The organism is Streptomyces sp. NPDC005141 (assembly GCF_053599975.1).
In genome coordinates this window covers 34852-56557 of the sequence record NZ_JBSFYW010000004.1, presented here as the reverse complement: position 1 = coordinate 56557, position 21706 = coordinate 34852, and the positions used below count along the sequence as shown (strand labels likewise).

The following is a 21706-nucleotide window of genomic DNA, read 5'->3' as shown; positions in this document are numbered from 1 at the left end:
CGCTGCCGACTCGGTGCCACCGGACGGTGGGTCCGGTGGAGGGGCGGGTCCGGGCCGTCGCGGCGGCCATCGTGCGCGCGCGGCAGATGAGTTTTCGGACGAGGATCAGTCGACAGTAGTGACGACGTTTCCCGCCCGAGGAGGTACGCATGCCCGCCGACGGTTTCACCACCTGTCTGTGGTTCGACGGCCAGGCCGAGGAGGCCGCCCACTACTACGTGTCGATCTTCAAGAATTCCAAGCTCGGCAGGATCGGCCGCTACACCGAGGCCGGGCCCGGACCCGCCGGTTCGGTGCTGGCGGCGGAGTTCGTGGCCAACGGCCAGAAGTTCGTCGCGCTCAACGGAGGGCCGCAGTTCACGTTCGACGAGGCGATCTCCTTCCAGATCCACTGCGCCGACCAGGAAGAGGTGGACCACTACTGGAACAGGTTCATCGACGACGGCGGTGAGGCGGGCCCCTGCGGCTGGGTCAAGGACAAGTACGGACTGTCCTGGCAGGTGGTCCCCTCCCGGCTCATCGAGCTGATCAGCGACTCCGACCCGGAGAAGGCGGGACGCACGACGCGGGCGATGCTCCAGATGTCCAAGCTGGACATCGTGGCCCTGGAGAAGGTGTACGCGGGGGAGTAGCCGACCGGCGTCGCGGGCCGGGCGGAGAGCGCGAGGGGTGCCGTGGACGGCGTGCACCCCTCGCGCGCCCGCACGGCAGGCCGGCGTCATGCGCCACCCGCACACGGTGCTGGAGGCGCAAGCGCCCCCGGACCGGTGGGGGCGGTGCGGTGGCGTGCTCCCGGGACCCGCAGAATGGCGTTCCACGGCCCAGGGGAGGATCACGCATGTCGCGCTACCACGAGCTGAAGTACCGGACGGTCACGGCGTTCCAGCGGCGGATCGGCAATCCCGTCCTCAAGCGGCTGCCGGTGCAGACGCTCATCGAGACGACCGGACGCACCTCGGGTCTGCCGCGCCGGACACCGATCGGGGGCCGGCTGGTCGGGCGGGAGTTCTGGTTCGTCTCCGAGTACGGCGACCGGTCGCAGTACGTGCGCAACATCCTGGCCGATCCGGAGGTCCGCGTCCGGGTCGGAGGGCGCTGGTACGCCGGCACCGCGCAGGTGCTCCACGGGGACGACGCCCGTGCCCGGCTGAAGACCCTGCCCCGGTTCAACAGCGCCGCCGTCCGGCTGGTCGGCGCCGCGCTCACCACCGTGCGCGTCGACCTCACCGACTGACCGCGTCAGGCCGTGTGGTTCCGGGGGCGGATCCGGGCCGCCAGCACCGCCACGTCGTCCTCCGCGTGCCGGGCGTCGAGCCTGACGAGGACCTCGTCGAGCAGGTCGTCGACCCCCGCACCCGGCGGCAGACGCAGCGCCGCCAGCCTCGCCAGCGACTCGTCGATGTCCTCGCCGCGGCGCTCCACGAGACCGTCGGTGAACATCACCAGGGTGTCGTCGGGGGAGAGCTCGCGGGTCACCTGCTCATAACCGCCCACCCCCGTGCCCAGCGGCGGACCGACCGGCAGCGGCAGCAGTTCGCCGGAGCCGTCCCCGGCGAACAGGACGGGGGGCAGATGCCCGGCGCCCGCGATCGCCGCGGTGCCGCGCGCCGGATCGACCCGGACGAGCAGACAGGTGGCCGGTCGCCGGGTGCCGTCCTCGGCGACCGCCGCGTCCAGACGGCGCAGCACCCGGTGGGGCGGCAGATCCGTGGAGGCGACATAACGCAGCATCGAGCGGTACGCGTTCATGTCCACCGCCGCGTCCAGACCATGGCCCATCACATCCCCCACGACCAGCAGGGTCCGCCCGAAGTGCAGCCGCACGGTCTCGAACCAGTCCCCGCCCACCAGGGTGCTGCCCCCGGCCGGAAGATAGCGGGTGGCGAGGTCGAGGTTCGGATGCGGCCGGCCCGGTTCGGCGAGCAGCGCCCGCTGGAGGTCCAGGACCGTGCTGCGGACGGCGTTGTGCCGGCGGGAGTGGCCGAGGTGCACGGCGGCGAGGCGCGCCGCGTAGTGCGTGCCCGACGTGTCCGCGTCGGTGAACGCCGCTCCCCGCCGGACGGCGAGCAGCACCCCGTAGAGGCGTCCGTGCGCGAGCAGCGGCACGGTCATGACCTGCCGCGGGATCCGCCCGGACAGGTCGATCGAGGCGGCGATCGGATGCCCCTCGTCGAGCGCCCGGACGGACAGGGGGCGCGGACCGTCCGACGGGGTGAGCAGCCGTGTGGCACCGGCCGTGGCGACGCGGGAGAGCTCCGGGGCCGGGGAGTGATGGTCGGCCGCCACGTCACTGGGCAGCAGGTCCACCGCGGCGGCGTCGCAGAAGTGCCGGTGGACGAACGCCGCGAGTTCCGCACAGGTGGTGCGTTCGTCGAGCCTGGTGCCGATCGACTCGACGGCGTCCTCCATGGCGCCGAACGGCACCCCCGCACCCGCAGTGTCGTCACCGCCCGGGCCCGCCATCGCACCTCCACCGAAGCACCGCCTGGGTCCATCCACGCACGCGGGCGGCGTGCCCGCATGCTCAGCTCTTCGGCGGGCGGTCGTTCACCAGCACCGCCGCCCCGTCGAAGCGGCCCGCCTTGAGATCGCGCAGGGCCTGTTGTGCCCCGTCCAGGGGATAGACGTGTGTCGTGGCGCGGATGCCGTGGCGGGCCGCGAGTGCCAGGAAGTCCCGTCCGTCCTCGCGGGTGTTCGAGGTGACGCTGCGCAGTTCCTTCTCGTAGAACAGGTCGCTCTCGTAGCGCAGCGGCGGGACGTCGCTCAGATGGATCCCCGCGACCGACAGGACACCGCCGCGGTCCAGCGCCCGCAGCGCGACCGGGACCAGATCACCGACCGGCGCGAACAGGATCGCGCTGTCCAGCGGCTCGGGCGGCTCGTCGTACGCCCCGCGGGCGGACGCGGCCCCCAGGGCGAGAGCCAGCCGTCGCGCGGCCGGGTCCCGTGTCAGTACGTGCACGGTGGCGCCCTGGGCGAGCGCGAGCTGCGCGCAGAGGTGGGCGCTGCCGCCGAAGCCGTACAGGCCGAGCCGGCCGCCCGGCGGCAGCGCGGCCCTGCGCAGCGCCCGGTAGCCGATGATGCCCGCGCACAGCAGCGGCGCCAGGGCGACGTCGTCCACGCCCTCGGGCAGCCGGTAGGCGAACGCGGCCGGGACCGTCGTGTACTCCGCGTAGCCGCCGTCGGCGTACCAGCCGGTGTACTCGGACGCCGGGCAGAGGTTCTCGGCCCCGCGCACGCAGTACCCGCACGTGCCGTCCGTGCGGCGCAGCCAGGCGACGCCCACCCGGTCGCCGGGGGCGAAGCCGCTCACCGCGCCGCCGGTCCCCGCCACCACGCCGACGACCTCGTGGCCCGGCGTGACCCCCGGGCGGCGCACGGGCAGGTCGCCCTCAGTGACATGGAGATCGGTGCGGCACACCCCGCACGCGCGGACGTGCACCAGCAGTTCGTCCGGTCCCGGTGCCGGCACCGGTCTCTCGACGAGTCGAAGGGGCTCTTCCTCGATCGGCCCCGGTCCGGCCACTTCCCACGCCCGCATCATCTCGTACCCCGTCCCGTCGACGACCAGGTCGGCCCGCCCTCCAGTGTCGTCCAGCGCCCGTTCCTCGGCGCGCGGCCCGGACGAAGGCTGGCTAGCGTGAACAGCGCAACCGTTCACCGAACCGGAGAAGGTCGAGTCATGGCCGTACAGCCTGAAGGAACGCCCTGCTGGGCGGACGCGATGTTCAGCGATGTCGAAGGGGCCAAGAGTTTCTACGGAGACGTACTCGGCTGGACGTTCGGCGAGGCGTCCTCGGAGTACGGCAACTACACGCAGGCGTACTCCAACGGCAAGGCGGTGGCCGCCGTGGTGCCGCCGATGCCCGGACAGGAGGGCCAGTCCGCCTGGTGCCTGTACTTCGCCTCGCCCGACGCCGCCGCGACCGCGGCGAAGATCAGGGCCAACGGTGGTGAGGTGCTGATGGAGCCGATGCAGGTCGGCGATTTCGGCACCATGACGCTGGCCCGGGACCCCGGTGGGGCCGTCTTCGGCGTCTGGCAGGCGGGCGTCCACGAGGGCTTCGAGTCGATCGGTGAGCCCGGCGCGTACGCCTGGGCCGAGGTCTTCACCCGCGAGCCCGAGAAGTCCGACCCGTTCTTCCCGGCGGTCTTCCCCTTCAGCGCCCAGCAGGTGCAGGACGACGCCGTCGACTTCCGCATCTTCAGCATCGGCGACAAGCCGGTCCTCGGCCGGATGAGGATGACGGACGAATTCCCGCCGGAGGTGCCGTCGTACGTCAACGTCTACTTCACCGTCGGGAACTGCGACGAGGCGGTGGCGAAGGCGACCGAGCGCGGTGGGATCCTGCGCTTCGGGCCGATGGACAGCCCGTTCGGCCGGTTCGCGGCGCTCAGCGACCCGCAGGGCGCGTCGTTCTCCGTCATCGACATGTCGACGACTCAGGGTGAGATGCCGAAGATGAACGACGTGTGATGGAGGACGTGTCCTGACGCCTTCCCGCGCGTGGGCAACCACACGCTTGCGGTATTCGTCCCTCCTTGTGGCCGTGGCACCCTCGGGTGGCCGGATCCCCCACCAGGACGGCGAGCGAAAGAGACCGCATGCTCCGCATTCACTTCACCTCGCACGATCTGCAGAACATCCGCGTGGCCCGGCAGCCGGATCCGCTGTGGGAACTGATCTGCGGCGTCTGCCGGTTGGAGACGGGGCAGGGGCCGCTGGACTTCGGGCACTGGAGGCGCGCCGCCCGCGAGCGTCTCGCCACGGACGCGCTCGCGGGCCGCGCGCTGCGCCCGCTGCGGGCACTGATCCCGGCGGTCGGGTACATCCCGGACTTCCTCACCCCGCCGGTCACCGGCGGCGGGCTCCCGGCCGGGCTCGACGAGTTACGGCGCACGCCACGGGTGCGGCTGACCCGTGAGCTGACCCGGCTGGCCGAGTCCCGTCCGCTGCCCACCTGGACGACTTCGCTGGGGCGCCCCGGCGACGACACGCTCAGGTCCCTGGCAGGCGCCCTCGCCGCCTCTTTCCGTACCCTGCTGGAGCCGTACTGGCCGCACATCCGCACGGCGGTCGGCAACGATGTCGACCTGCGCTCCCGGACCGTCCTGGACGGCGGGACGCAGGCGCTGCTCGAGGGGCTCCGGCCGCTGGCGCGGTGGCGGGCCCCGGTGCTCGAGGTGGACTATCCCACCGACCGCGATCTCCATCTGGAGGGTCGCGGTCTGCTGCTCGTCCCCTCCTTCTTCTGCTGGCGCCGCCCGACCGCGCTGGCGGACCCCGGGCTCGATCCCGTACTGGTCTACCCGGTGGCCAAGGCCCCGCTGACCGTGGCGCGGAACTCGGACGACGGGATCGAACGCCTGCTGGGCCGGACCCGGACCGCCGTACTGACCGAGGTGGCGTTCGGCAGCGCCCGCACCACCTCCGAGGTCGCCCAGGCGGTGGGGATCGCGATGCCCAGCGTCAGCTACCAGATCGGCGTCCTGCGCGACGGGGGACTGGTGGCCAGCCGTCGTGACGGGAAGTACGTGCTGCACGCGGCCACCCCGCTCGGCCTGCGCCTGCTGGACACCGCGGGCTTCTCCGGGGTGCGGTGAGCCGGCGCCCCCTGGGCGGTGTCCTCGGCCGGGCGTGGCATGATCGGGGGCATGCCTGAACGTGTTGTGGCCGCCTGTGACGGGGCTTCGAAGGGAAACCCGGGACCCGCCGGATGGGCCTGGGTCGTCGCCGACGGAGACGAGACCCCGACCCGCTGGGAGGCGGGAGCGCTGGGCACCGCGACCAACAACGTCGCCGAACTGACCGCGCTGGAACGCCTGTTGACGGCGATCGCGCCGGACGTGCCGCTGGAGATCCGGATGGACTCCCAGTACGCGATGAAGGCCGTCACGACATGGCTGCCGGGCTGGAAGCGCAAGGGCTGGAAGACGGCCGCCGGCAAGCCCGTCGCCAACCAGGAACTGGTCGCGCGGATCGACGAACTCCTCGACGGCCGCACGGTGGAGTTCCGCTACGTCCCCGCCCACCAGGTCGACGGCGACCGGCTGAACGACTTCGCCGACCGTGCCGCCAGCCAGGCCGCGATCGTGCAGCAGTCGGCGGGCAGCGACCTCGGGTCCCCGGAGCCTCCGGCGTCGCCCGACACCCCCGCCCCCTCCGGAGCCTCCCGCCGCCGCCCCGCGGCCAAGGCCGCCCGGCAGAGCACGTCGAGCCGCACCATCAAGGCCAAGTTCTCCGGCCGCTGCGTCTGCGGCCGTTCCTACGCCGCGGGCGAGCCCATCGCCAAGAACGCCCAGGGCTGGGGTCACCCGGAGTGCCGGACCGAGGAGTCGGGCGGCGCCTGACAGTTCCGGCGTTCCCCGCACCGCGGGCGCTCCGGTGCCGATGTCGGCCTGTGCGGTGGCGTTCCCGGAACCCACCGGGCCCGGGTCTCCCCGAACCACCGGTATCCGGACCTCCCCGGATCGCGGAGTCTTCTTCCGGCACCGGCTTCCCGCGTCCTCTTCCGGCACCGGCTTCCCGCCCCGAACACACCTTGCGCGATCGGCCTGTTGAGTCGTCCGGGCGGATCGCGACGTCGTATCCGGACGGTAGTGCGAACGCGGTACCGGTCGGGGAGGATAAGGGGACCTTCGGCGGATGCCGGGGCGTGGGGCACGGGCGGGGGCTGTGTGGAGGCATTCGAGGCGCTGGAGGCGGGGGATCCGCGACAGATCGGGCGCTACCGGATCGTGGCGCGGCTCGGGTCGGGCGGGATGGGACGCGTGTACCTGGGCCGGTCGCCCGGAGGGCGTGCGGTGGCGGTCAAACTGGTGCGCCCGGAACTGGCGGAGGATGCCGAGTTCCGCCGCCGGTTCGCCCGGGAGGTGGCCGCTGCCCGACGGGTGAACGGCGTCTTCACCGCGGGCGTCGTCGACGCCGATCCGGACGGCTCACCCGCGTGGCTCGCGACGGCGTACGTACCCGGGATCGCGTTGGGAGAGGCCGTGGCTGTCCACGGCCCCTGGGCGGAGGGGCCGGTACTGGCGCTCGGAGCGGGTATCGCCGAGGCGCTGGAGGCGATCCACGCGGCCGGCGTGGTCCACCGCGACCTCAAGCCGTCGAACATCCTGCTCGCGGCGGACGGACCCCGCGTGATCGATTTCGGGATCTCCGTCGCCGGGGAGGCCAGCGCGCTGACCCGCACCGGAGGCGCCGTCGGCACGCCGGGCTTCATGTCCCCCGAGCAACTCACCGGCAAGCCCGTCGGAGCGGCGAGCGATGTCTTCTCCCTGGGCGTGGTCCTGGCGTACACCGCGACCGGAACCGGACCGTTCGGCAGCGGCCCGTCGCACGCGCTGAGTTTCCGGGTCGTCCACGAGGAGCCCGCCCTGGCCCGAATCCCGCCTCTCCTGCGGGTGTTGGTGGCCGATTGCCTGGCCAAGGACCCGGCGGCGCGGCCCAAGGTGGCCGAGCTCCTGGAGCGGCTCGCGACAGCCCCTGAGAGCGGCCCGGGGGTCAACCCCGCGCACACTGGGCCCGGTTGGCTCCCCGAGCCGGTCACCACCATGCTCCGCGCGGCGACGGAGCGGACGCGACCGCCCGCCTCCGAGGCGGCGGAAGAGACCGCGGAGCCTGCGGGCGGCCCCTCCCGGCGACGCATCCTCGGGTTCGGGGCCGCCGTCACCGGCCTCGTCCTGGCCGGCTGGAACATCCACGACCTGGGGTCCTCCGGCCGAAGACCGCGGCCCGCCCCGGGCGAGCGGCTGTGGCGGTTCCCTGTCGGAGGGCTCGTGTACGCGTCGCCCGCGGTCGCCGACGGCACGGTCTACATCAGCGGTTCACGCACCCTGTGCGCGGTGGACGTCTCGTCCGGCCGGGCACGCTGGAAGCGCCCTCTCTCCGGCGTGGGCCTAGGGTCGCCCGTCGTCGGCGACGGTGTGGTCTACCTCAACAGCGTCGACGACCACCTCTACGCCCTGGACGGCGCCACCGGTGAACAACGATGGCGGGTCCTCGCCGCGGGCCCCGGTTCACCGGCCGTGGCCGACGGCGTCGCGTACGTCAGCGGGGCGGACGGCGGCCTGCACGTGGTGGACGCCGCGACGGGCGAGCGGCGCTGGGTGCACCGCGCCGACAGCTTCGTGTCCGGGCGTCCGGTCGTGGCCGACGGACTGGTGTACGCGGCGAGCCGCGGGAATCTGTACGCGGTGGACGCGGCCACCGGCGATCAGCGCTGGAGCTTCGCCACCGAGGGCACCGTGTTCGGCCCTCCTGCCGTGGTCGACGGCGTGGTCTACGCCGGCAGTGACCAGGGCACGCTCTACGCGGTGCGCGCGGCGGACGGCGAGCAGCGTTGGAAGTCGCCCGATGTCGGCGCGGCGTTCTCGGCGCCGGCCGTCGCCGACGGGGTCGTCTAGGCCGGCACGGCCGACGGCAAGCTGCGCGCGGTGGACACCGGCGGTCACGGACGGTGGAAGTTCTCGAGCCGCAGGAGCGGCCTCGCCTCGCCCGTCGTGGCCGGCGGGGCGGTCTACATCGGCGCCACCGATCACCACCTGTACGCGGTGGACGCCGAAACCGGTGAACCACACTGGAAGTTCGACACCGGTGCGCCCGTGTACTCGACACCGGCCGTGGTGGACGGGGTGGCCTTCGTGAGCAGCGAGAACGGCTACCTCCACGCGGTGGCGACCTAGCTGGAGAGGAACCGAGGCCACGGGACGGACAGCGGCGCGACCGGCGCCGGGCCGGTCCGCACTCGACGGCCCGTGACCGGTCGGCCCGTGACCGGTCGGCCCGTGACCGGTCGGCCCCCAGGCAGGGGCCGACGGGCACGGGCAGGCCGGGATCAGGCGGCGTCGAACGTGTAGAAAGCGGTGTGGTCGAGCAGGTCGGCCGGCCGCGTGTCGTTCCACGGCTTCATCGTCTCGCCCACGTCGATGACGTTCGGGGTGCCGGCGAGCGGCAGATAGCCGGAGCGGGGGTGACGACGCTGCCAGTCCGCCCACAGCTTGTCGATGAAGGCGTGGTGGAGCCAGAAGACCGGGTCGTTGGGGGAGACGCCGGTGGCCATCTGGCCGCCCACCCACACGTGCACCCGGTTGTGCAGATTGACACCCCGCCAGCCTTCGAGGTGATTGCGGAAGCCGTCCGAGGCGCTGTTCCAGGGCGCCATGTCGTACGTCTCCATGGCGAGCACGGAGTCCACTTCGGCGCGGGTCGGCAGTTCCCGGACCCCGGTGCCCAGGGATCTGCGCAGGTAGGTACGGCTGTCGACGCGCACATTGACCGGCCAGTTGCCCGCCGAGGCGGCGAACGGGCCGTCCATCACCCTGCCGTCGAGGCTGCGTCCGGTACCGCCGAGGAAGTCGGGCGCCCACAGGGACGAGCGCGTCGTACGGTCGCTGCTCCAGTCCCAGTAGGGCAGCGCCACCGACGGGTCCACGGCCTGGAGGGCCCGCTCGAACTCGAGAAGGAATCTGCGGTGCCAGGGCAGGAACGACGGTGAACGGTGGCCCGTCCGCTCGCCGTTGTCGGTGTCACCGAGGATGAAGGCGTTGTGCGTCGTGACGAAGGTGTCGTACTTTCCACTGCGCTTGAGCTGGAGCAGCGCGTCGACGAAACGCCGCTTCTCGTCGGCGGTGAGGTTCGCCTGGTTCTTGCGTACGGTCATGTGCGGGACTCCACGATCTTCTTGCGGGGTGGTTCAGTTGGCTGCGAAGGGCACGAGCGGCGCCCCCTGGAGCTCCACGACGGCGGCCCGCGCGGCGGCACGCGGGGTGGGCACGGGGTCGTAGTGACTGACGACGCTGATCCAGCTGCCGTCCGCGTTGGTCATCACGTGCAGCTCCTTGCCGTCGATGAACACGGCGTATCCGCCGCCGTGATGGTGGCCGCCCCCGGTGACCGGGCGGCCTTGTATCCGGCGCCCCTGGTACACCTCGTCGAAGGCTTCCGGGCCGCCGTGGTGGTGGTCGGCCATGGACGACCGCGGGACGGTCGGCCGTTCCGGCGACGCGGACGCGGCGGACGCGGCAAGGGTCTGGGCGCCGGCGGCCGCGGCCAGTGCGGCAGCGGCCCCGAGGGCACGGCGACGAGTGAGTTCCGGCATGCGGAGACCTCCTGTGATCAGCTGTGTTGATGACCCGATATGCCTATCGGGTCGTCAAACAGCGGGAGAAATCGCCGAATGTCGGTTGGCCGCGATCAGGACAATCGCGTATATGTCGTGCAAGGTTGAACGAAGATGATCTTGCTGTCCCGGGTGTGCGTGACGCACCCGCGGGCGGAAATCCTCCTGTCGGGAGGCCCGGCGTCGATGATCTTGCGGCTGCGACCCGTGGTCAGTGGCGCGGCTCACGCTCGCGATCTGGCGTGAACCCCGGGGGTGGTACCCCCTGCTACCCTTCGTGATCAACTGACCGCATTGTGCAACATAGGGGAGTGCGCGTGAAGATCGCGTGCGTCGGTGGCGGACCCGCAAGCCTGTACTTCTCGATCCTGATGAAGCTCCAGGACCCGTCCCATGACATCACCGTCCATGAGCGGAACCCGGCCGGATCGACCTACGGCTGGGGGGTGACCTACTGGGCGGGCCTGCTCGACAAGCTGCGCGAGGGCGACCCCGCGTCCGCGCTCGCCGTCAGCGAGAACTCGGTGTCCTGGAACGAAGGGGTCGCCCATGTCGGCGACCACTCGACCGTGCACCCCGGCGACGAGGGATTCGGCATCGGCCGCCAACGGATGCTCGATCTGCTTGCCGACCGCGCCCGCTCCCTCGGGGTGCGCGTCGAGTACGAGCGGGAGATCACGGCCGACCGGCTGCCCGACGCCGACCTCGTCGTCGCCGGGGACGGAGTCAACAGCGCCCTGCGCGAGCGCCACGCCGACCACTTCGGCAGCGAGATCAGCCTCGGGCGCAACTACTACGTCTGGCTCGGCACCACCAAGGTCTTCGACTCCTTCACCTTCTCCTTCGTGGACACGGACCACGGCTGGATCTGGTGCTATGCCTACCGGTTCGGCGACGACCGGAGCACCCTCGTCGTCGAGTGCTCCCCGCGGACCTGGTCCGGCCTCGGGCTCGACACGGCGAGTGAGCCCGACGGTCTCGCGCTGCTGGAGAAGCTCTTCGCCGACCTGCTGGACGGGCACGAGCTGATCGGCCGGGCGCAGGCCGACGGCACCGCCCAGTGGCTCAACTTCCGCACCCTGACCAACCGGACCTGGCACCGCGGCAACCTCGTCCTGCTCGGCGACGCCGCCCACACCACCCACTACTCGATCGGCGCGGGCACCACCCTCGCCCTGGAGGACGCCATCTCCCTGGCCGGAGCGCTGCGGGAACACGCTGACCTCGAAACCGCCCTCGCCCGCTACGAGCGGGAGCGCAAGGCGGAGCTCCTGTCGGTGCAGAGTGCGGCGCGCCACAGTGCGCAGTGGTACGAGGACCTGCCGCGCTACATCCGCCTTCCGCCGGCGCAGATGTTCGCCCTGCTCGGGCAGCGCCACTCGCCGCTGCTGCCGTACGTACCGCCGCAGCTGTACTACCGGATCGACCGCGCCGCCGGCCGCCTGGAGGCGCTGCGCCGCTTCAAGCGCTGGCTCGGGCCGAAGGTGGCCCGCGGCGTGCAGGCCCGCGCGCACCGGTAGACGCCCTCGGGCCACCTCGCGAGAAGCGGAAGGGTTTGAGGTGAATGGCAATTCACCGCTATGGTGAATTGCCATTCACCTCTTTCTCCGCGTCTACTTCTGGAGTGCCGATGGCGGCTCTGCGCGAGCGGCTCGCGATCCCCGTCCTGGCGTTCGGCGGGATACTCATGGCCGTCATGCAGACGGTGGTCGTCCCGTTGCTGCCCGACCTGCCCCGGCTGACCGGCGCCTCGCCGGGCGCGGTCTCCTGGATGGTGACGGCGACCCTTCTCGCCGGAGCGGTGCTGACTCCCGTTCTGGGCCGCGCGGGAGACATGTACGGCAAGCGGCGCGTGCTGCTCATGGCGCTCGGGATGATGACGCTCGGCTCGCTGATGTGCGCGCTCACCTCGGACATCCGCGTCCTGATCGTGGCGCGGGCGCTGCAGGGCGCGGCGGCCGCCGTGGTCCCGCTGTCGATCAGCATCCTGCGCGACGAACTGCCGCCGGAGCGCACGGGTTCCGCCGTCGCGCTGATGAGTTCCACCGTCGGCATCGGGGCCGCCCTCGGTCTCCCCCTCGCCGCCCTCCTGGTGCAGTACGCCAACTGGCACGTGATGTTCTGGGCGACGACCGCGCTCGGTGCCGTCGGGCTGACGCTGGCCTGGTGGGCGGTGCGCGAGTCGCCCGTCCGGGAGCCGGGCCGCTTCGACACGGTGGGCGCGCTGGGTCTGGCCGCCGGACTGGTGTGTCTGCTGCTCGCCGTGTCGCAGGGCGGCGCCTGGGGCTGGGCCAGCCCCGCGATCCTCGGCCTGTTCGCCGCCTGCGCCGCCGTCCTCGCGCTCTGGTGGCGACAACAGCTGCGTACCGAACGCCCCCTCGTCGACCTGAGGCTGGCCGCCCGCCCGCGCGTCGCCCTGCCGCACATCGCCGCGCTCCTGACCGGCTTCGCCTTCTACGGAAACTCGCTGGTCACCGCGCAGCTCGTGCAGGCGCCCGCGGCCACCGGCTACGGGCTCGGCCTGTCCATCGTGGCGACCGGCCTGTGCCTGCTGCCCGGCGGGGTGACCATGCTGCTGCTCTCGCCCGTCTCGGCGCGCATCTCGGCATCCCGCGGACCCCGGGTGACGCTGGCCCTCGGCACCGCGATCATCGCCTCCGGCTACGTCTTGCGGATCGTGGACAGCCGGGACCTCTGGATGATCATCCTGGGCGCCACGGTCTGCGCGATCGGCACCACCTTCGCCTACTCCGCGCTGCCCACCCTGATCCTGCGCGCGGTTCCGGCCGGGCAGACGGCGTCCGCCAACGGCGTCAACGTCCTGATGCGCACCATCGGGCAGGCCGTGTGCAGCGCCGCGGTGGCCGCCGTGCTGGTGCATCACACGAACCTCGTGGCAGGGGCCCCGGTGCCCACGCTGCACGGCTATCTGCTGGCCTTCGCCATGGCGGGTACGGTCGCACTGGTGGCCTGTGCGGCCGCCCTGTCGATACCCGCCGACCCCGCCGACCCGGCCTCCCGCGAGACCCGGCGCACCGGCCGCCGTACCGGCGCACCCCGCGACGAGGCCCTCGAAGGAGCATGAGCACCGTGACCACCCCGCCATCCGGTCGCACGGCGTCCCCGACCGTGCCGCTGCCCGGCGAGCCGCAGGCCGCCGCCGCTCCCTCGGACCCGGACCGGGAGACAGCCCCCGCGCCCCGGCGCGACGCCGAGGCGAGCAAGGCGGCGATCCTGCGCGCGGCCCGGTATCTGCTGGCCCGGCACGCCCACGCGGACATCACCCTCAAGGCGGTGGCGGACCGGGCGGGGGTGAGCGCGCCGCTGATCCTCAAGTACTTCGGCAACAAGGACGCGCTGTTCGCCCGGGTCATGTCCTTCGAGTCCGACGCCGACGCGCTGCTGGACGCCCCGCTGGAGGGGCTCGGCCGGCACATGGTCCGGCACCTCCTCGAAGGCCAGACCCAGCGCGGCGCCGACCCCGTCCTGCGGATCGTCTTCGCCCCGCTCCAGGGGGAACAGGGCGACATACTGCGCGCCAACTTCCGCACCCAGGTCAGCGACCGCCTCGCCGGGCGGCTGAGCGGGCCGGACGCGGGCCTGCGCGCGGAACTCGCCGTGAGCACCCTGCTCGGCCTCGGCGTGATGTACGGCATCGCCCGTGGCCCGCACCTGCGCGCCACCACGATCGACACCATCGTCGACCGGTACGCACCGGCGGTGCAGGCCCAGCTCGAGCCGTGAGCGGGCAGGCCCCGGCGGGAACGGCCGCGACGGTCAGTTCACCCCGTCGGGGCGGAACTGGACACTGATCCGCGGTCCCGACGCCCGCGCCGTCTTGGGGATCGCGTGCTCCCAGGTGCGCTGGCAGGAGCCGCCCATGACGATGAGGTCGCCGTGGCCCAGCGGGCGCCGCACGGTCTCCCCGCCACGGCGGGGCCGCAGCACGAGATCCCGCGGGGCGCCCACGGACACGATGGCGACCATCGTGTCCTCCCGGGCGCCCCGGCCGATCCTGTCCCCGTGCCAGGCCACGCTGTCGCGGCCGTCCCGGTAGTGGCAGAGCCCGGCCGTGGTGAACGGCTCGCCCAGCTCGTCGGCGTAGTGCGCGGACAGCGCGTCCCGGGCCTCGTCCAGGACGGGATGCGGCAGCGGATCGCCGGCGCGGTAGTAGGCGAGCAGCCGGGGTACGTCCACCACCTGCTCGTACATCTGGCGACGTTCGGCCCGCCAGGGCACCTCGGCGGCGAGGCGGGAGAACAGCTCGTCGGCGCCGCTCAGCCAGCCGGGCAGCAGGTCGATCCAGGCGCCGTCGCCCAGCGTGGTGCGGCGCGTCCCGTTCAGTGGACCGAGTCGGAGTTCGTCGGTCTGATCGAAGAGTGAGCCCTGGAGGTGCGTGGACATGGGGCCAGCGTACTCCGGTAATCGAATATGTGTTCCATGGCGTGAGTGGGTGTCGTGGTCACCACGGGACCGGGCCCGCCGCGTCGAAGAAGCCGCCGGTCGGTCCGTCCCCGTCGCTCCGCGCCATGCGCACGATGATCTCGGCGCCCTCCTCCACGGTCTGCGTCCCCGTGTTGCCGTTCAGTTCCGTGGCCGTGTAGCCCGGCTCCACCGCGTTGATCCGGATGTCCGGGAACGCCTTCGCGTACTGCACGGTGATCATGTTGACGGCTGTCTTGGACGCCGGATAGGCGACGCCCGGGTACGCGTGGGACGGGCTCGACGGGTCGCCGACCCGGGTCAGCGAGGCCAGGCCGCTGCTGAGGTTCACCACGACCGGGGCGGCGGACCGCTGGAGCAGGGGCAGGAAGGCGTGGGTGACACGGACGAGGCCGAGGACGTTCGTCTCGAAAAGCTCGCCCATCATCCCGGCGGTGACTTCCGCGGCACCGAACACGCTGTTCCCTTCGCCGCGCCCCTCGATGCCCGCGTTGTTGATCAGGACGTCCAGGCCGCCCTCGGCCTCGATGGTCTTCGCGGCGGCGGCGACGGACGCGTCGTCGGTGACGTCGATGACGACCGCGCGCGCCCCGAGTTCCTGGGCGGCACGCCGGCCGCGCTCCGGGTCCCGGCTGCCCACGTAGACGGTGTGGCCTGCCGCGACGAGCTGACGGGCGGTCTCGAAGCCGAGGCCCTTGTTCGCTCCGGTGATGAGTGTTGTGGTCATGCGTCCAGAGTCCGGCGGCACGGCGCGGACAGCCAGGAGTCCCGTCTTCCTGGGACCGCCGGTACCAGGCAGGTCCGGGCGCGGAGGTGCACAGTTGGTGGCATGGCGAACACGGAGTTCGGGCGGACGGTGCGGCGCTGGCGCGACCGGGTCTCACCTGAGGCCGCCGGGCTGCCCGGCGGCGGGCACCGGCGCGCGGCCGGACTGCGCCGCGAGGAGTTGGCCCTGCTCGCGGGCATCTCGGTCGACTACGTCACCCGCCTCGAACAGGGCCGGGCGGCCCACCCCTCGGAGCAGGTCGTCGAAGCCCTGGGCCGGGCGCTGCGGCTTTCCGGAGCCGAGCGCGAGCACCTCTTCCAGGTGGCCGGGCTGGTGCCGCCGGGCCGGGGTATGGTGCCCGCCCACATCACTCCGGGCGTTCACCGGCTGCTCGACCGGCTGAACGGTACGCCCGTGGCGGTGTACGACGCGGCGTGGACCCTGCTGCTGGCCAACCCGCTGTACGCGGCCCTGCTGGGCGATCCGTCGGGGTGGCGCGGCAATGAACGCAACGGCGTCTGGCGCAACTTCGTGGGACCCGGCAGCCGGGTACGGCACACACCGCGGGAGCGGCGCGCCTTCGAGGCGACGCTCGCCGCCGACCTGCGGGCGACCGCGAGCCGGTATCCGACGGACCGGCGCCTGATGCAGCTGATCGACGACCTGTGCGCGAACAGCGTGCGGTTCGCGGAGCTGTGGGACTCGGGGACCGTCGGCCGCCACGAGGCGTCCCGCAAGACGATCGATCATCCCCAGGTCGGGGCCGTGACACTGGACTGCGATGTGCTCAGCGTCGCCGGCGGCGACCTGCGGATCATGCTCTACACGGCCGAGCCCGGCACGGAGGACGCCGAACGCCTCGTCCTCCTCGGCGTTCTCGGCACGCAGGCTCTGGTGGAGTGACGCCGGCTACGAACTCCGGCGGTCGGCGAGCACTTCGCGGATCACGTGCTCGGCGTTGCCCGCGATCACCGGGTTCGTGGTGCGGTAGTACGGGAGTTGGATCAGGGCCATGGACAGGGCCCAGCCGCGGCCGCGCCCAGGCGGCGTCGTCGGCACCCGCGGCCTCCCGGAAGACGGACCTCGCTGCGGCCGGCAGGAGGTTCCAGGCCGGAATGAGGTCGCAGGCCGGATCGCCGGTGCCGAGGGTCCCGAAGTCGAGGACGGCCGTGAGGCGGCCCCGGCGGGTCAGGAGGTTCATCGGCATCAGGTCCGAGTGGAGCCACAGCGGCGGGCCCGTCCACGGCGGCGCCGCGAGCGATTCCTCCCAGGCCGCTGTCGCGGCCCGGGTGTCGATCGTGCCGCGGAGTTCGCCGATCGCCGAGCGCGTCTCGGCGTCCACGGTGGCCAGCGGTACACCGCGGTAGGCGGTCGGCCCGCCGGGCAGGTCGATCCCGCGCAGGGCGGCGACGAACGCGCCCAGATCGGCGGCCAGCGCAGGCGCGTCGGGGAGGGCGTCGGGCACCGGCAGGTCGCCGTCGAGCCAGCGCAGGACGGCCCAGTGCCACGGATAGCCCGCCGCCGGGGTGCCGAGCCCGAGGATCTCGGGGACCGGGAAGGGGAGCATCGGGGCGAGCCGCGGCAGCCACGCGTGCTCCTTGGTCACGTCGTCGGCCCCGTCCGCGATACGCGGGAGACGGACGGCCATGTCGTCGCCGAGACGGTAGAGGGCGTTGACGGTCCCGGCCGACTCCACCCGTTTCAGCGGCAGTTCGGCCCACCGCGGGAACTGCTCGGCCAGCAGGCGTCGTACGAGCGAACCGTCGATCCGAGCCTCGTCGGCGTGCATCGGGCCTGCGGGCATGGGCGCCTGCTTTCCGTGGGGAGAAGGTCGACTTCCGCCATCCTGCGTCCCGTTCGAGCCGTCCCGCAACGCGTTTCGGGCCGCCAGGCAACCTCGCGGACGCGATCGCCGTCTTGATCGGCAACGGGCGGATGGCGCGTCGACCTCCAGGAAGCAGTAGTTCGCTGGTGGAAATCGGACGCACTATACCTCTTGCGTATACATGCCGTGTATACGTCGAGCGTATAGCACGGTCTTCTCACGTCAACGCCTCCAAGGAGCCAGATTCAGCACCACCGGCAGGCCGTGATCACCCGCGTGCGGCCGGTGGCATACGGAAAGGCATTCATGTACGGCAAGGCCTTCGCCCCGGAGTACCAGGGCGCTTTGACCACCCTGTCCGTGAACTCCTCGTTGACCGACGTCCTCGCGGCGGGTACCGAGCAACTGCGCGCCGCCGAGCGCACGGGCGCTCGCGCCGAGGCGGCCCGGTCCGGCCTCGCGGTCGCCGAGGCGCACCGCAGGCTCGGGCAGGTGGCGGAAGCCGACCGGGCGTGGAAGGCGAGTTACCGCACCGCCCGTGAGGCCGGCGACCCGGCCGCGATGGCATGGGCGCTGTGGAGCGGTGGCACGCTGGCCCGCCAGCGCGGAGCGTTCCCGCTGGCGTGGCGGCTGCTGCGGCTGGCCGCCGAACTCGGCGGACAGGCGGGGGACGTCGTGGTGCGTGGCTACTCCCTGGCCGGAATGGCGGAGACCGGCCGCATCCAGGGCGACTACGCGGCCGTGACCACCCTGCACGAGCAGTTGCTGGCCGAGGCCCGCAAGCGCGGCGAGGCCCGGCACACGGTGTGGGCCCTGGAGGGCATCGCCCAGATCCACCGCAACACCGGTGCGTACGAGAGCGCGTACGCCATGTTCGAGGAGGCGGCCGAGATCGCCGCCCGTGCCGAGGACCGGCGCGGCCACGCTTGGGCGCTGCGGGGTCTCGCGGACATCGTCTCCGTACGCGACGGGGACGCGGACCGCGCGCTGGAGCTGCTCGGCGAGGCGGAGGTGTCCTGCCGCGCGATGAAGCTGTCCGGCGCGCTCGCCTACAACCACAAGATGCGCGGCAACGTCCTCTACCGCGCCGGGCGTTACGAGCAGGCCCGCGATGTCTACACGCAGGCGCTGGCCGAGTTCGAGGCGATGAGCGAACCCCGCGGCCGGGCCCTGTCCCGGCTCGGTCTGGTCAAGTCCCTCGCCCGTCTCGGCCGGGGCCACACCGAAACCGCCTCCGAACTGGACGAGTTGGCCGGGGCGCTGGAGGGCATCGGGCTGCGGCACGCCCGGCAGATGGTCGAACGGGCGCGGACAGAGCTCGGGTTGACGCCCGGGACCGGCGAGGCGGAGGCCGCGTGATGAGTTCGACCGCCCTGCAGCGCTCGACGGTCCCGACCGTCCCGGCGCCGCCCACCGCCGCGCGGATTCTGCGCCGCTGCCGCGAACTCGCCGCCCCCGCCCTGGCCGAGGCGGTGGACGGGCTGCACCCCTGGATCGCCGAGATGGCCGGATACGCGCTCGGCCGCCGCGAGGTCGGCGGCGCTCCCGCCGACCACAGCCAGGGCAAGGGTGTACGGCAGGCGCTGGCCGTCCTGGGGGCGGAGGCCGTCTCGGGCCACGCGGAGGCGGGCGTACCGGCGGCCGTCGCGGTGGAACTCGTCCACACGTTCTCGCTGCTCCACGACGACATCATGGACGGCGACGCGCTGCGCCGCGGCCGCCCCGCCCTGTGGAAGGCGTACGGCACCGGTCCCGCCGTCCTCGCGGGCGACGCGCTGTTCGCGCTGGCCGTCGAGACCCTGGCCCTGACTCCCCATGCCGGTCCCGCCGTACGGCAGTTGACCACGGCCCTCGGTGACCTGGTCCGCGGTCAGGCCGACGACCTGCTCTTCGCCGACCGTCCCTGGACCGGGCCCGAGGCGGTGGGCGCGGGGGAGTACGAGACGATGGCCGAGCGCAAGACCGGCGCGCTGCTCGGCTGCGCGCTGGCACTCGGCGCCCGGCTGGCCGGTGCGCCGGGCCGGACCGTGAGCGTGCTGGACCGGGCCGGACGGCATCTCGGCGTCGCCTTCCAGATCGCCGACGACGTGCTGGGCATCTGGGGTGAGCCGTCGGTCACCGGCAAGCCGGTCCACGGCGACCTGCGGCAGGGGAAGAAGACCCTGCCGGTGCTCGTGGCCCTCGGCGCCCCCGGCGGCTCCGAACTCGCCGTACTCCTGGGGTCCTCCGCCTCTCTCGACGGCGCGGGCGTACGCCGGGCGGCGGCCCTCGTCGAGCGTGCCGGCGGTCGCACGGCGGCCGTGCGTGAGGCGCGCCGCCATCTGACCGCCGCGGACACGCTCCTCGCGGGCGTGCCCCTCGCCCCGGGGCCGGCGGCGGACCTGCGCACGGTGCTGTCCGCCCTCGCCGACCGCGCGATCTGACGCCTCTGCCCCCCGCCCCGCACCGCCGGGCCCGACCGCTCCGGGCCGGCGTGGTGCGACATGGGTCACATACGTGCGGCAATCGGCGCCGCCAGGCAACCGCCTCATTCCCCCTCACATCTGTCCGGTCGGCGCACTGTTGGTCACTCCTTGATCACCGAAAAGCAAACATTCGTAAAGAGAAGCCCCCAAAAGCAAGAAAAGGGATCTTTCTTCTTTACATGTACATGAGCAATCGGTGAGGGTGGCGACTCGGGGCCCGACAGCCCCCACGGCGCCCAACAGCGCTGTGCCGTACGGCGGTCGGCGATCCCGGCCGCCCAGTGCAAAGGAACTCAGTGCGTAGACCCCACATACGCCGCGTGGCGATCGCCGTCGCGGTGACGACGGCCGCCACGCTCCCGGGCCCCGCCTTCGCGGCCGCCCCCGACGGCCCCGCCCTCGCGGCGACTTCGGCCTCGTCGCCGGTGGCCGCGGCCAGGGTGGCGGCGTTCGCGCACGCCTCGGCCACCGGTGTCACCCAGGGCGACACCCTTCAGGCCAAGGACGTGATGAAGGACCCGGACGGAAAGCAGCACGTCCGCTTCGTCCGCACCCACCAGGGCCTTCCGGTCCTCGGCGGTGATCTGGTCGTCCACCTCGGCGAGCGGGCGGAGTACCTGGGCGTGACCAGGGCCGCCGACCATGTGGTCGAACCGTCCACCGTCGAGGCGAAGTTGACGCCCCAGGAGGCGGAGCGCAAGGCCGCGGCCGCGGCGAAGGGCGACGCGGGCAGTGCCCGACTCGTCGTGGACGCCCGCGACGGCGCCGCCGCACTCGCCTACCAGGTGCTCGTCACGGACAGCGACACCGCTGAGGCCGGCGGCTCCCGCACGGTCGTCGTGGACGCGCGGAGCGGCCGGATCCGCAGCAACACCCCGGAGAGCGACGAGTTCATATCGCCGTCCCTGGCGGACACGCTGCGCGAGCGGGGCGAGCACGCGACCCCGCAGACCGGCACGGCGACCGGGCTCTCCGGCCTCACGAGCGCCTCCGCCGCGGGCCACTACCCGGCCACGGCCACGGGAAGCGGGGCCTCCCTCTTCGCCGGCAAGGTGGCGCTGACCACCACCCGGACCGCGCGGACCAGCTATCTCCTCAAGGACCCGAAGCGGTGGAACACCGAGACCCGGGACGCCAAGGGGCAGGAACTGGAGTCCTTCGCGCGGGGCAAGAAGTTCACCGACGGCGACAACAAGTGGGGCAGCGGCACCACCTCCAGCCGGGCCACCGCGGCGGTCGACGCCCAGTACGGCATCACCAAGACCCTGGACTTCTACAAGAAGACCTTCGGCCGCAAGGGCATCAAGAACAACAGCGCCGGTGCCCGTGGAATGGTCCACTTCGGCGACAAGGTCGGCAACGCCTTCTGGGACTCGACGTGCGGCTGCATGCTGTACGGCGACGGCGACGGCGACCTGTTCAAGAAGCCGCTCGTCGTCCTCGACGTCACCGGTCATGAACTGACCCATGGCGTCGTCGACGCGACCGCCGCCCTCGAACCCACCCGCGTGGACGAGGACGGCAACCAGTACGGCGAGCCGGGTTCCCTCAACGAGTCGCTCGCCGACATCTTCGGCTCGAACGTCGAGTTCTCGGCGAACAATCCGAAGAACCCGCCGAACTACCTGGTCGGCGAGAAGCTGGGCCTCGCCCAGAAGTTCCTGCGGCGCCTCGACCGCCCGTCCCTCGACCTGCTCGAGGGGACGGTCGACTACTGGTCGCCCGCCGCGTACGACACCGAGGTGCACGCCGGCTCCGGTGTCTCCTCGCACGCGTACTACCTGCTCGCCGAGGGCAGCGGCCGCAAGACGATCGGCAGTGTGACGTACGACTCGCCGACGTACGACGGTTCGCGGGTGGCCGGCATCGGCCGGACCAAGGCCACCGCCATCTTCTACCGGGCGCTCACCCGTTACATGGTCTCCACGACCGACTTCCATGACGCGCGCAAGGCCACGCTCAAGGCCGCCGCCGACATGTACGGAGCGAGCAGCGCCGAGTACAAGGCGGTGGGCAAGGCCTGGGCCGCCGTCAACGTCACCGCCGCCAACACCCCCGCCGCGGGGCACTGACGGACGACACAAGG

At 72.4% G+C, this 21706-nt stretch carries 20 protein-coding genes and 1 pseudogene; 14 read left to right on the top strand and 7 right to left on the bottom strand.

The window, feature by feature from the left end; all coding sequences use genetic code 11:
* The first annotated feature begins 149 nt into the window (after nucleotides 1-149).
* Nucleotides 150-632 (top strand): VOC family protein, encoded by a 483-nt coding sequence (locus ACWD68_RS04415; RefSeq protein WP_451804971.1) that lies wholly within the window; start codon nucleotides 150-152, stop codon nucleotides 630-632.
* Nucleotides 633-838: 206 nt separating this feature from the next.
* On the top strand, nucleotides 839-1234 hold the full coding sequence (locus ACWD68_RS04410) for a nitroreductase/quinone reductase family protein (protein WP_451804970.1): 396 nt from the start codon (nucleotides 839-841) through the stop codon (nucleotides 1232-1234).
* Nucleotides 1235-1239: 5 nt separating this feature from the next.
* Here ACWD68_RS04410 and ACWD68_RS04405 read toward each other — a convergent pair whose 3' ends face one another.
* Together ACWD68_RS04405 and ACWD68_RS04400 are read right to left on the bottom strand one after the other, a co-directional pair.
* Nucleotides 1240-2463: a PP2C family protein-serine/threonine phosphatase gene (locus tag ACWD68_RS04405; RefSeq protein ID WP_451804969.1), complete on the bottom strand. Its 1224-nt coding sequence runs from the start codon at nucleotides 2461-2463 to the stop codon at nucleotides 1240-1242.
* Nucleotides 2464-2524: 61 nt separating this feature from the next.
* Nucleotides 2525-3541 carry a zinc-binding alcohol dehydrogenase family protein gene (locus ACWD68_RS04400; RefSeq protein WP_451805148.1) on the bottom strand — a complete coding sequence of 339 codons (1017 nt, stop codon included), beginning with the start codon at nucleotides 3539-3541 and terminating at the stop codon, nucleotides 2525-2527.
* Nucleotides 3542-3682: 141 nt separating this feature from the next.
* Between ACWD68_RS04400 and ACWD68_RS04395 the strand changes: the two genes are divergently transcribed.
* From ACWD68_RS04395 to ACWD68_RS04375, 5 genes are all read left to right on the top strand, one after another.
* A complete protein-coding gene (locus tag ACWD68_RS04395) occupies nucleotides 3683-4477 on the top strand; it encodes a VOC family protein (protein WP_451804968.1) in 795 nt (264 codons plus the stop codon).
* Nucleotides 4478-4605: 128 nt separating this feature from the next.
* Nucleotides 4606-5604: an ArsR/SmtB family transcription factor gene (locus ACWD68_RS04390; protein WP_451804967.1), complete on the top strand. Its 999-nt coding sequence runs from the start codon at nucleotides 4606-4608 to the stop codon at nucleotides 5602-5604.
* A 39-nt stretch (nucleotides 5605-5643) separates the two neighbouring features.
* Nucleotides 5644-6351, top strand: a complete 708-nt coding sequence (locus ACWD68_RS04385) for a ribonuclease H family protein (RefSeq protein ID WP_451804966.1) — start codon at nucleotides 5644-5646, stop codon at nucleotides 6349-6351.
* Between the two features lie 327 nt (nucleotides 6352-6678).
* A complete protein-coding gene (locus ACWD68_RS04380) occupies nucleotides 6679-8406 on the top strand; it encodes a serine/threonine-protein kinase (RefSeq protein ID WP_451804965.1) in 1728 nt (575 codons plus the stop codon).
* A 21-nt stretch (nucleotides 8407-8427) separates the two neighbouring features.
* Nucleotides 8428-8685, top strand: coding sequence for an outer membrane protein assembly factor BamB family protein (locus ACWD68_RS04375; protein ID WP_451805147.1), 258 nt, complete (start codon nucleotides 8428-8430; stop codon nucleotides 8683-8685).
* A gap of 152 nt (nucleotides 8686-8837) precedes the next feature.
* On the opposite strand, the gene melC2 is transcribed toward ACWD68_RS04375, so the two are convergent.
* Complete coding sequence (gene melC2 / locus ACWD68_RS04370) at nucleotides 8838-9662, bottom strand: tyrosinase MelC2 (protein WP_451804964.1); 825 nt, start codon at nucleotides 9660-9662, stop codon at nucleotides 8838-8840.
* A 33-nt stretch (nucleotides 9663-9695) separates the two neighbouring features.
* The gene (gene melC1, locus ACWD68_RS04365; RefSeq protein ID WP_451804963.1) at nucleotides 9696-10100 is read right to left on the bottom strand and encodes an apotyrosinase chaperone MelC1; all 405 of its coding nucleotides are present in this window, start codon (nucleotides 10098-10100) and stop codon (nucleotides 9696-9698) included.
* Nucleotides 10101-10438: 338 nt separating this feature from the next.
* Here melC1 and ACWD68_RS04360 point away from each other — a divergent pair, with 338 nt between their 5' ends.
* The 3 genes from ACWD68_RS04360 to ACWD68_RS04350 all read left to right on the top strand — a co-directional run bounded on the left by ACWD68_RS04360 (nucleotide 10439) and on the right by ACWD68_RS04350 (nucleotide 13865).
* Nucleotides 10439-11641, top strand: a complete 1203-nt coding sequence (locus tag ACWD68_RS04360) for an FAD-dependent monooxygenase (protein ID WP_451805146.1) — start codon at nucleotides 10439-10441, stop codon at nucleotides 11639-11641.
* Between the two features lie 110 nt (nucleotides 11642-11751).
* A complete protein-coding gene (locus tag ACWD68_RS04355) occupies nucleotides 11752-13206 on the top strand; it encodes an MFS transporter (RefSeq protein ID WP_451804962.1) in 1455 nt (484 codons plus the stop codon).
* Nucleotides 13203-13865, top strand: a complete 663-nt coding sequence (locus ACWD68_RS04350) for a TetR/AcrR family transcriptional regulator (protein WP_451804961.1) — start codon at nucleotides 13203-13205, stop codon at nucleotides 13863-13865. The genes ACWD68_RS04355 and ACWD68_RS04350 overlap by 4 nt, the downstream gene beginning before the upstream one ends.
* A 33-nt stretch (nucleotides 13866-13898) precedes the next feature.
* Here ACWD68_RS04350 and ACWD68_RS04345 read toward each other — a convergent pair whose 3' ends face one another.
* Both ACWD68_RS04345 and ACWD68_RS04340 read right to left on the bottom strand, forming a co-directional pair.
* Entirely contained in the window at nucleotides 13899-14525 is a 627-nt protein-coding gene (locus ACWD68_RS04345) for an alpha-ketoglutarate-dependent dioxygenase AlkB (protein ID WP_451804960.1), read from the bottom strand.
* Nucleotides 14526-14583: 58 nt separating this feature from the next.
* Nucleotides 14584-15291: an SDR family NAD(P)-dependent oxidoreductase gene (locus tag ACWD68_RS04340; RefSeq protein WP_451804959.1), complete on the bottom strand. Its 708-nt coding sequence runs from the start codon at nucleotides 15289-15291 to the stop codon at nucleotides 14584-14586.
* Between the two features lie 102 nt (nucleotides 15292-15393).
* On the opposite strand from ACWD68_RS04340, the gene ACWD68_RS04335 reads away from it, so the two are divergent.
* Nucleotides 15394-16233, top strand: a complete 840-nt coding sequence (locus ACWD68_RS04335; protein WP_451804958.1) for a helix-turn-helix transcriptional regulator — start codon at nucleotides 15394-15396, stop codon at nucleotides 16231-16233.
* Nucleotides 16234-16239: 6 nt separating this feature from the next.
* Here the strand turns inward: ACWD68_RS04335 and ACWD68_RS04330 are convergent.
* Nucleotides 16240-17134 (bottom strand): annotated as a pseudogene (locus ACWD68_RS04330) (aminoglycoside phosphotransferase family protein).
* 327 nt (nucleotides 17135-17461) lie between these two features.
* On the opposite strand from ACWD68_RS04330, the gene ACWD68_RS04325 reads away from it, so the two are divergent.
* The 3 genes from ACWD68_RS04325 to ACWD68_RS04315 all read left to right on the top strand — a co-directional run bounded on the left by ACWD68_RS04325 (nucleotide 17462) and on the right by ACWD68_RS04315 (nucleotide 21692).
* Nucleotides 17462-18514 carry a tetratricopeptide repeat protein gene (locus tag ACWD68_RS04325; protein ID WP_451804957.1) on the top strand — a complete coding sequence of 351 codons (1053 nt, stop codon included), beginning with the start codon at nucleotides 17462-17464 and terminating at the stop codon, nucleotides 18512-18514.
* Nucleotides 18514-19578: a polyprenyl synthetase family protein gene (locus tag ACWD68_RS04320; RefSeq protein WP_451804956.1), complete on the top strand. Its 1065-nt coding sequence runs from the start codon at nucleotides 18514-18516 to the stop codon at nucleotides 19576-19578. Before ACWD68_RS04325 ends, ACWD68_RS04320 begins: the two co-directional genes overlap by 1 nt.
* Before the next feature lie 338 nt (nucleotides 19579-19916).
* Nucleotides 19917-21692, top strand: coding sequence for a M4 family metallopeptidase (locus tag ACWD68_RS04315; RefSeq protein WP_451804955.1), 1776 nt, complete (start codon nucleotides 19917-19919; stop codon nucleotides 21690-21692).
* Nucleotides 21693-21706 lie beyond the last annotated feature (14 nt).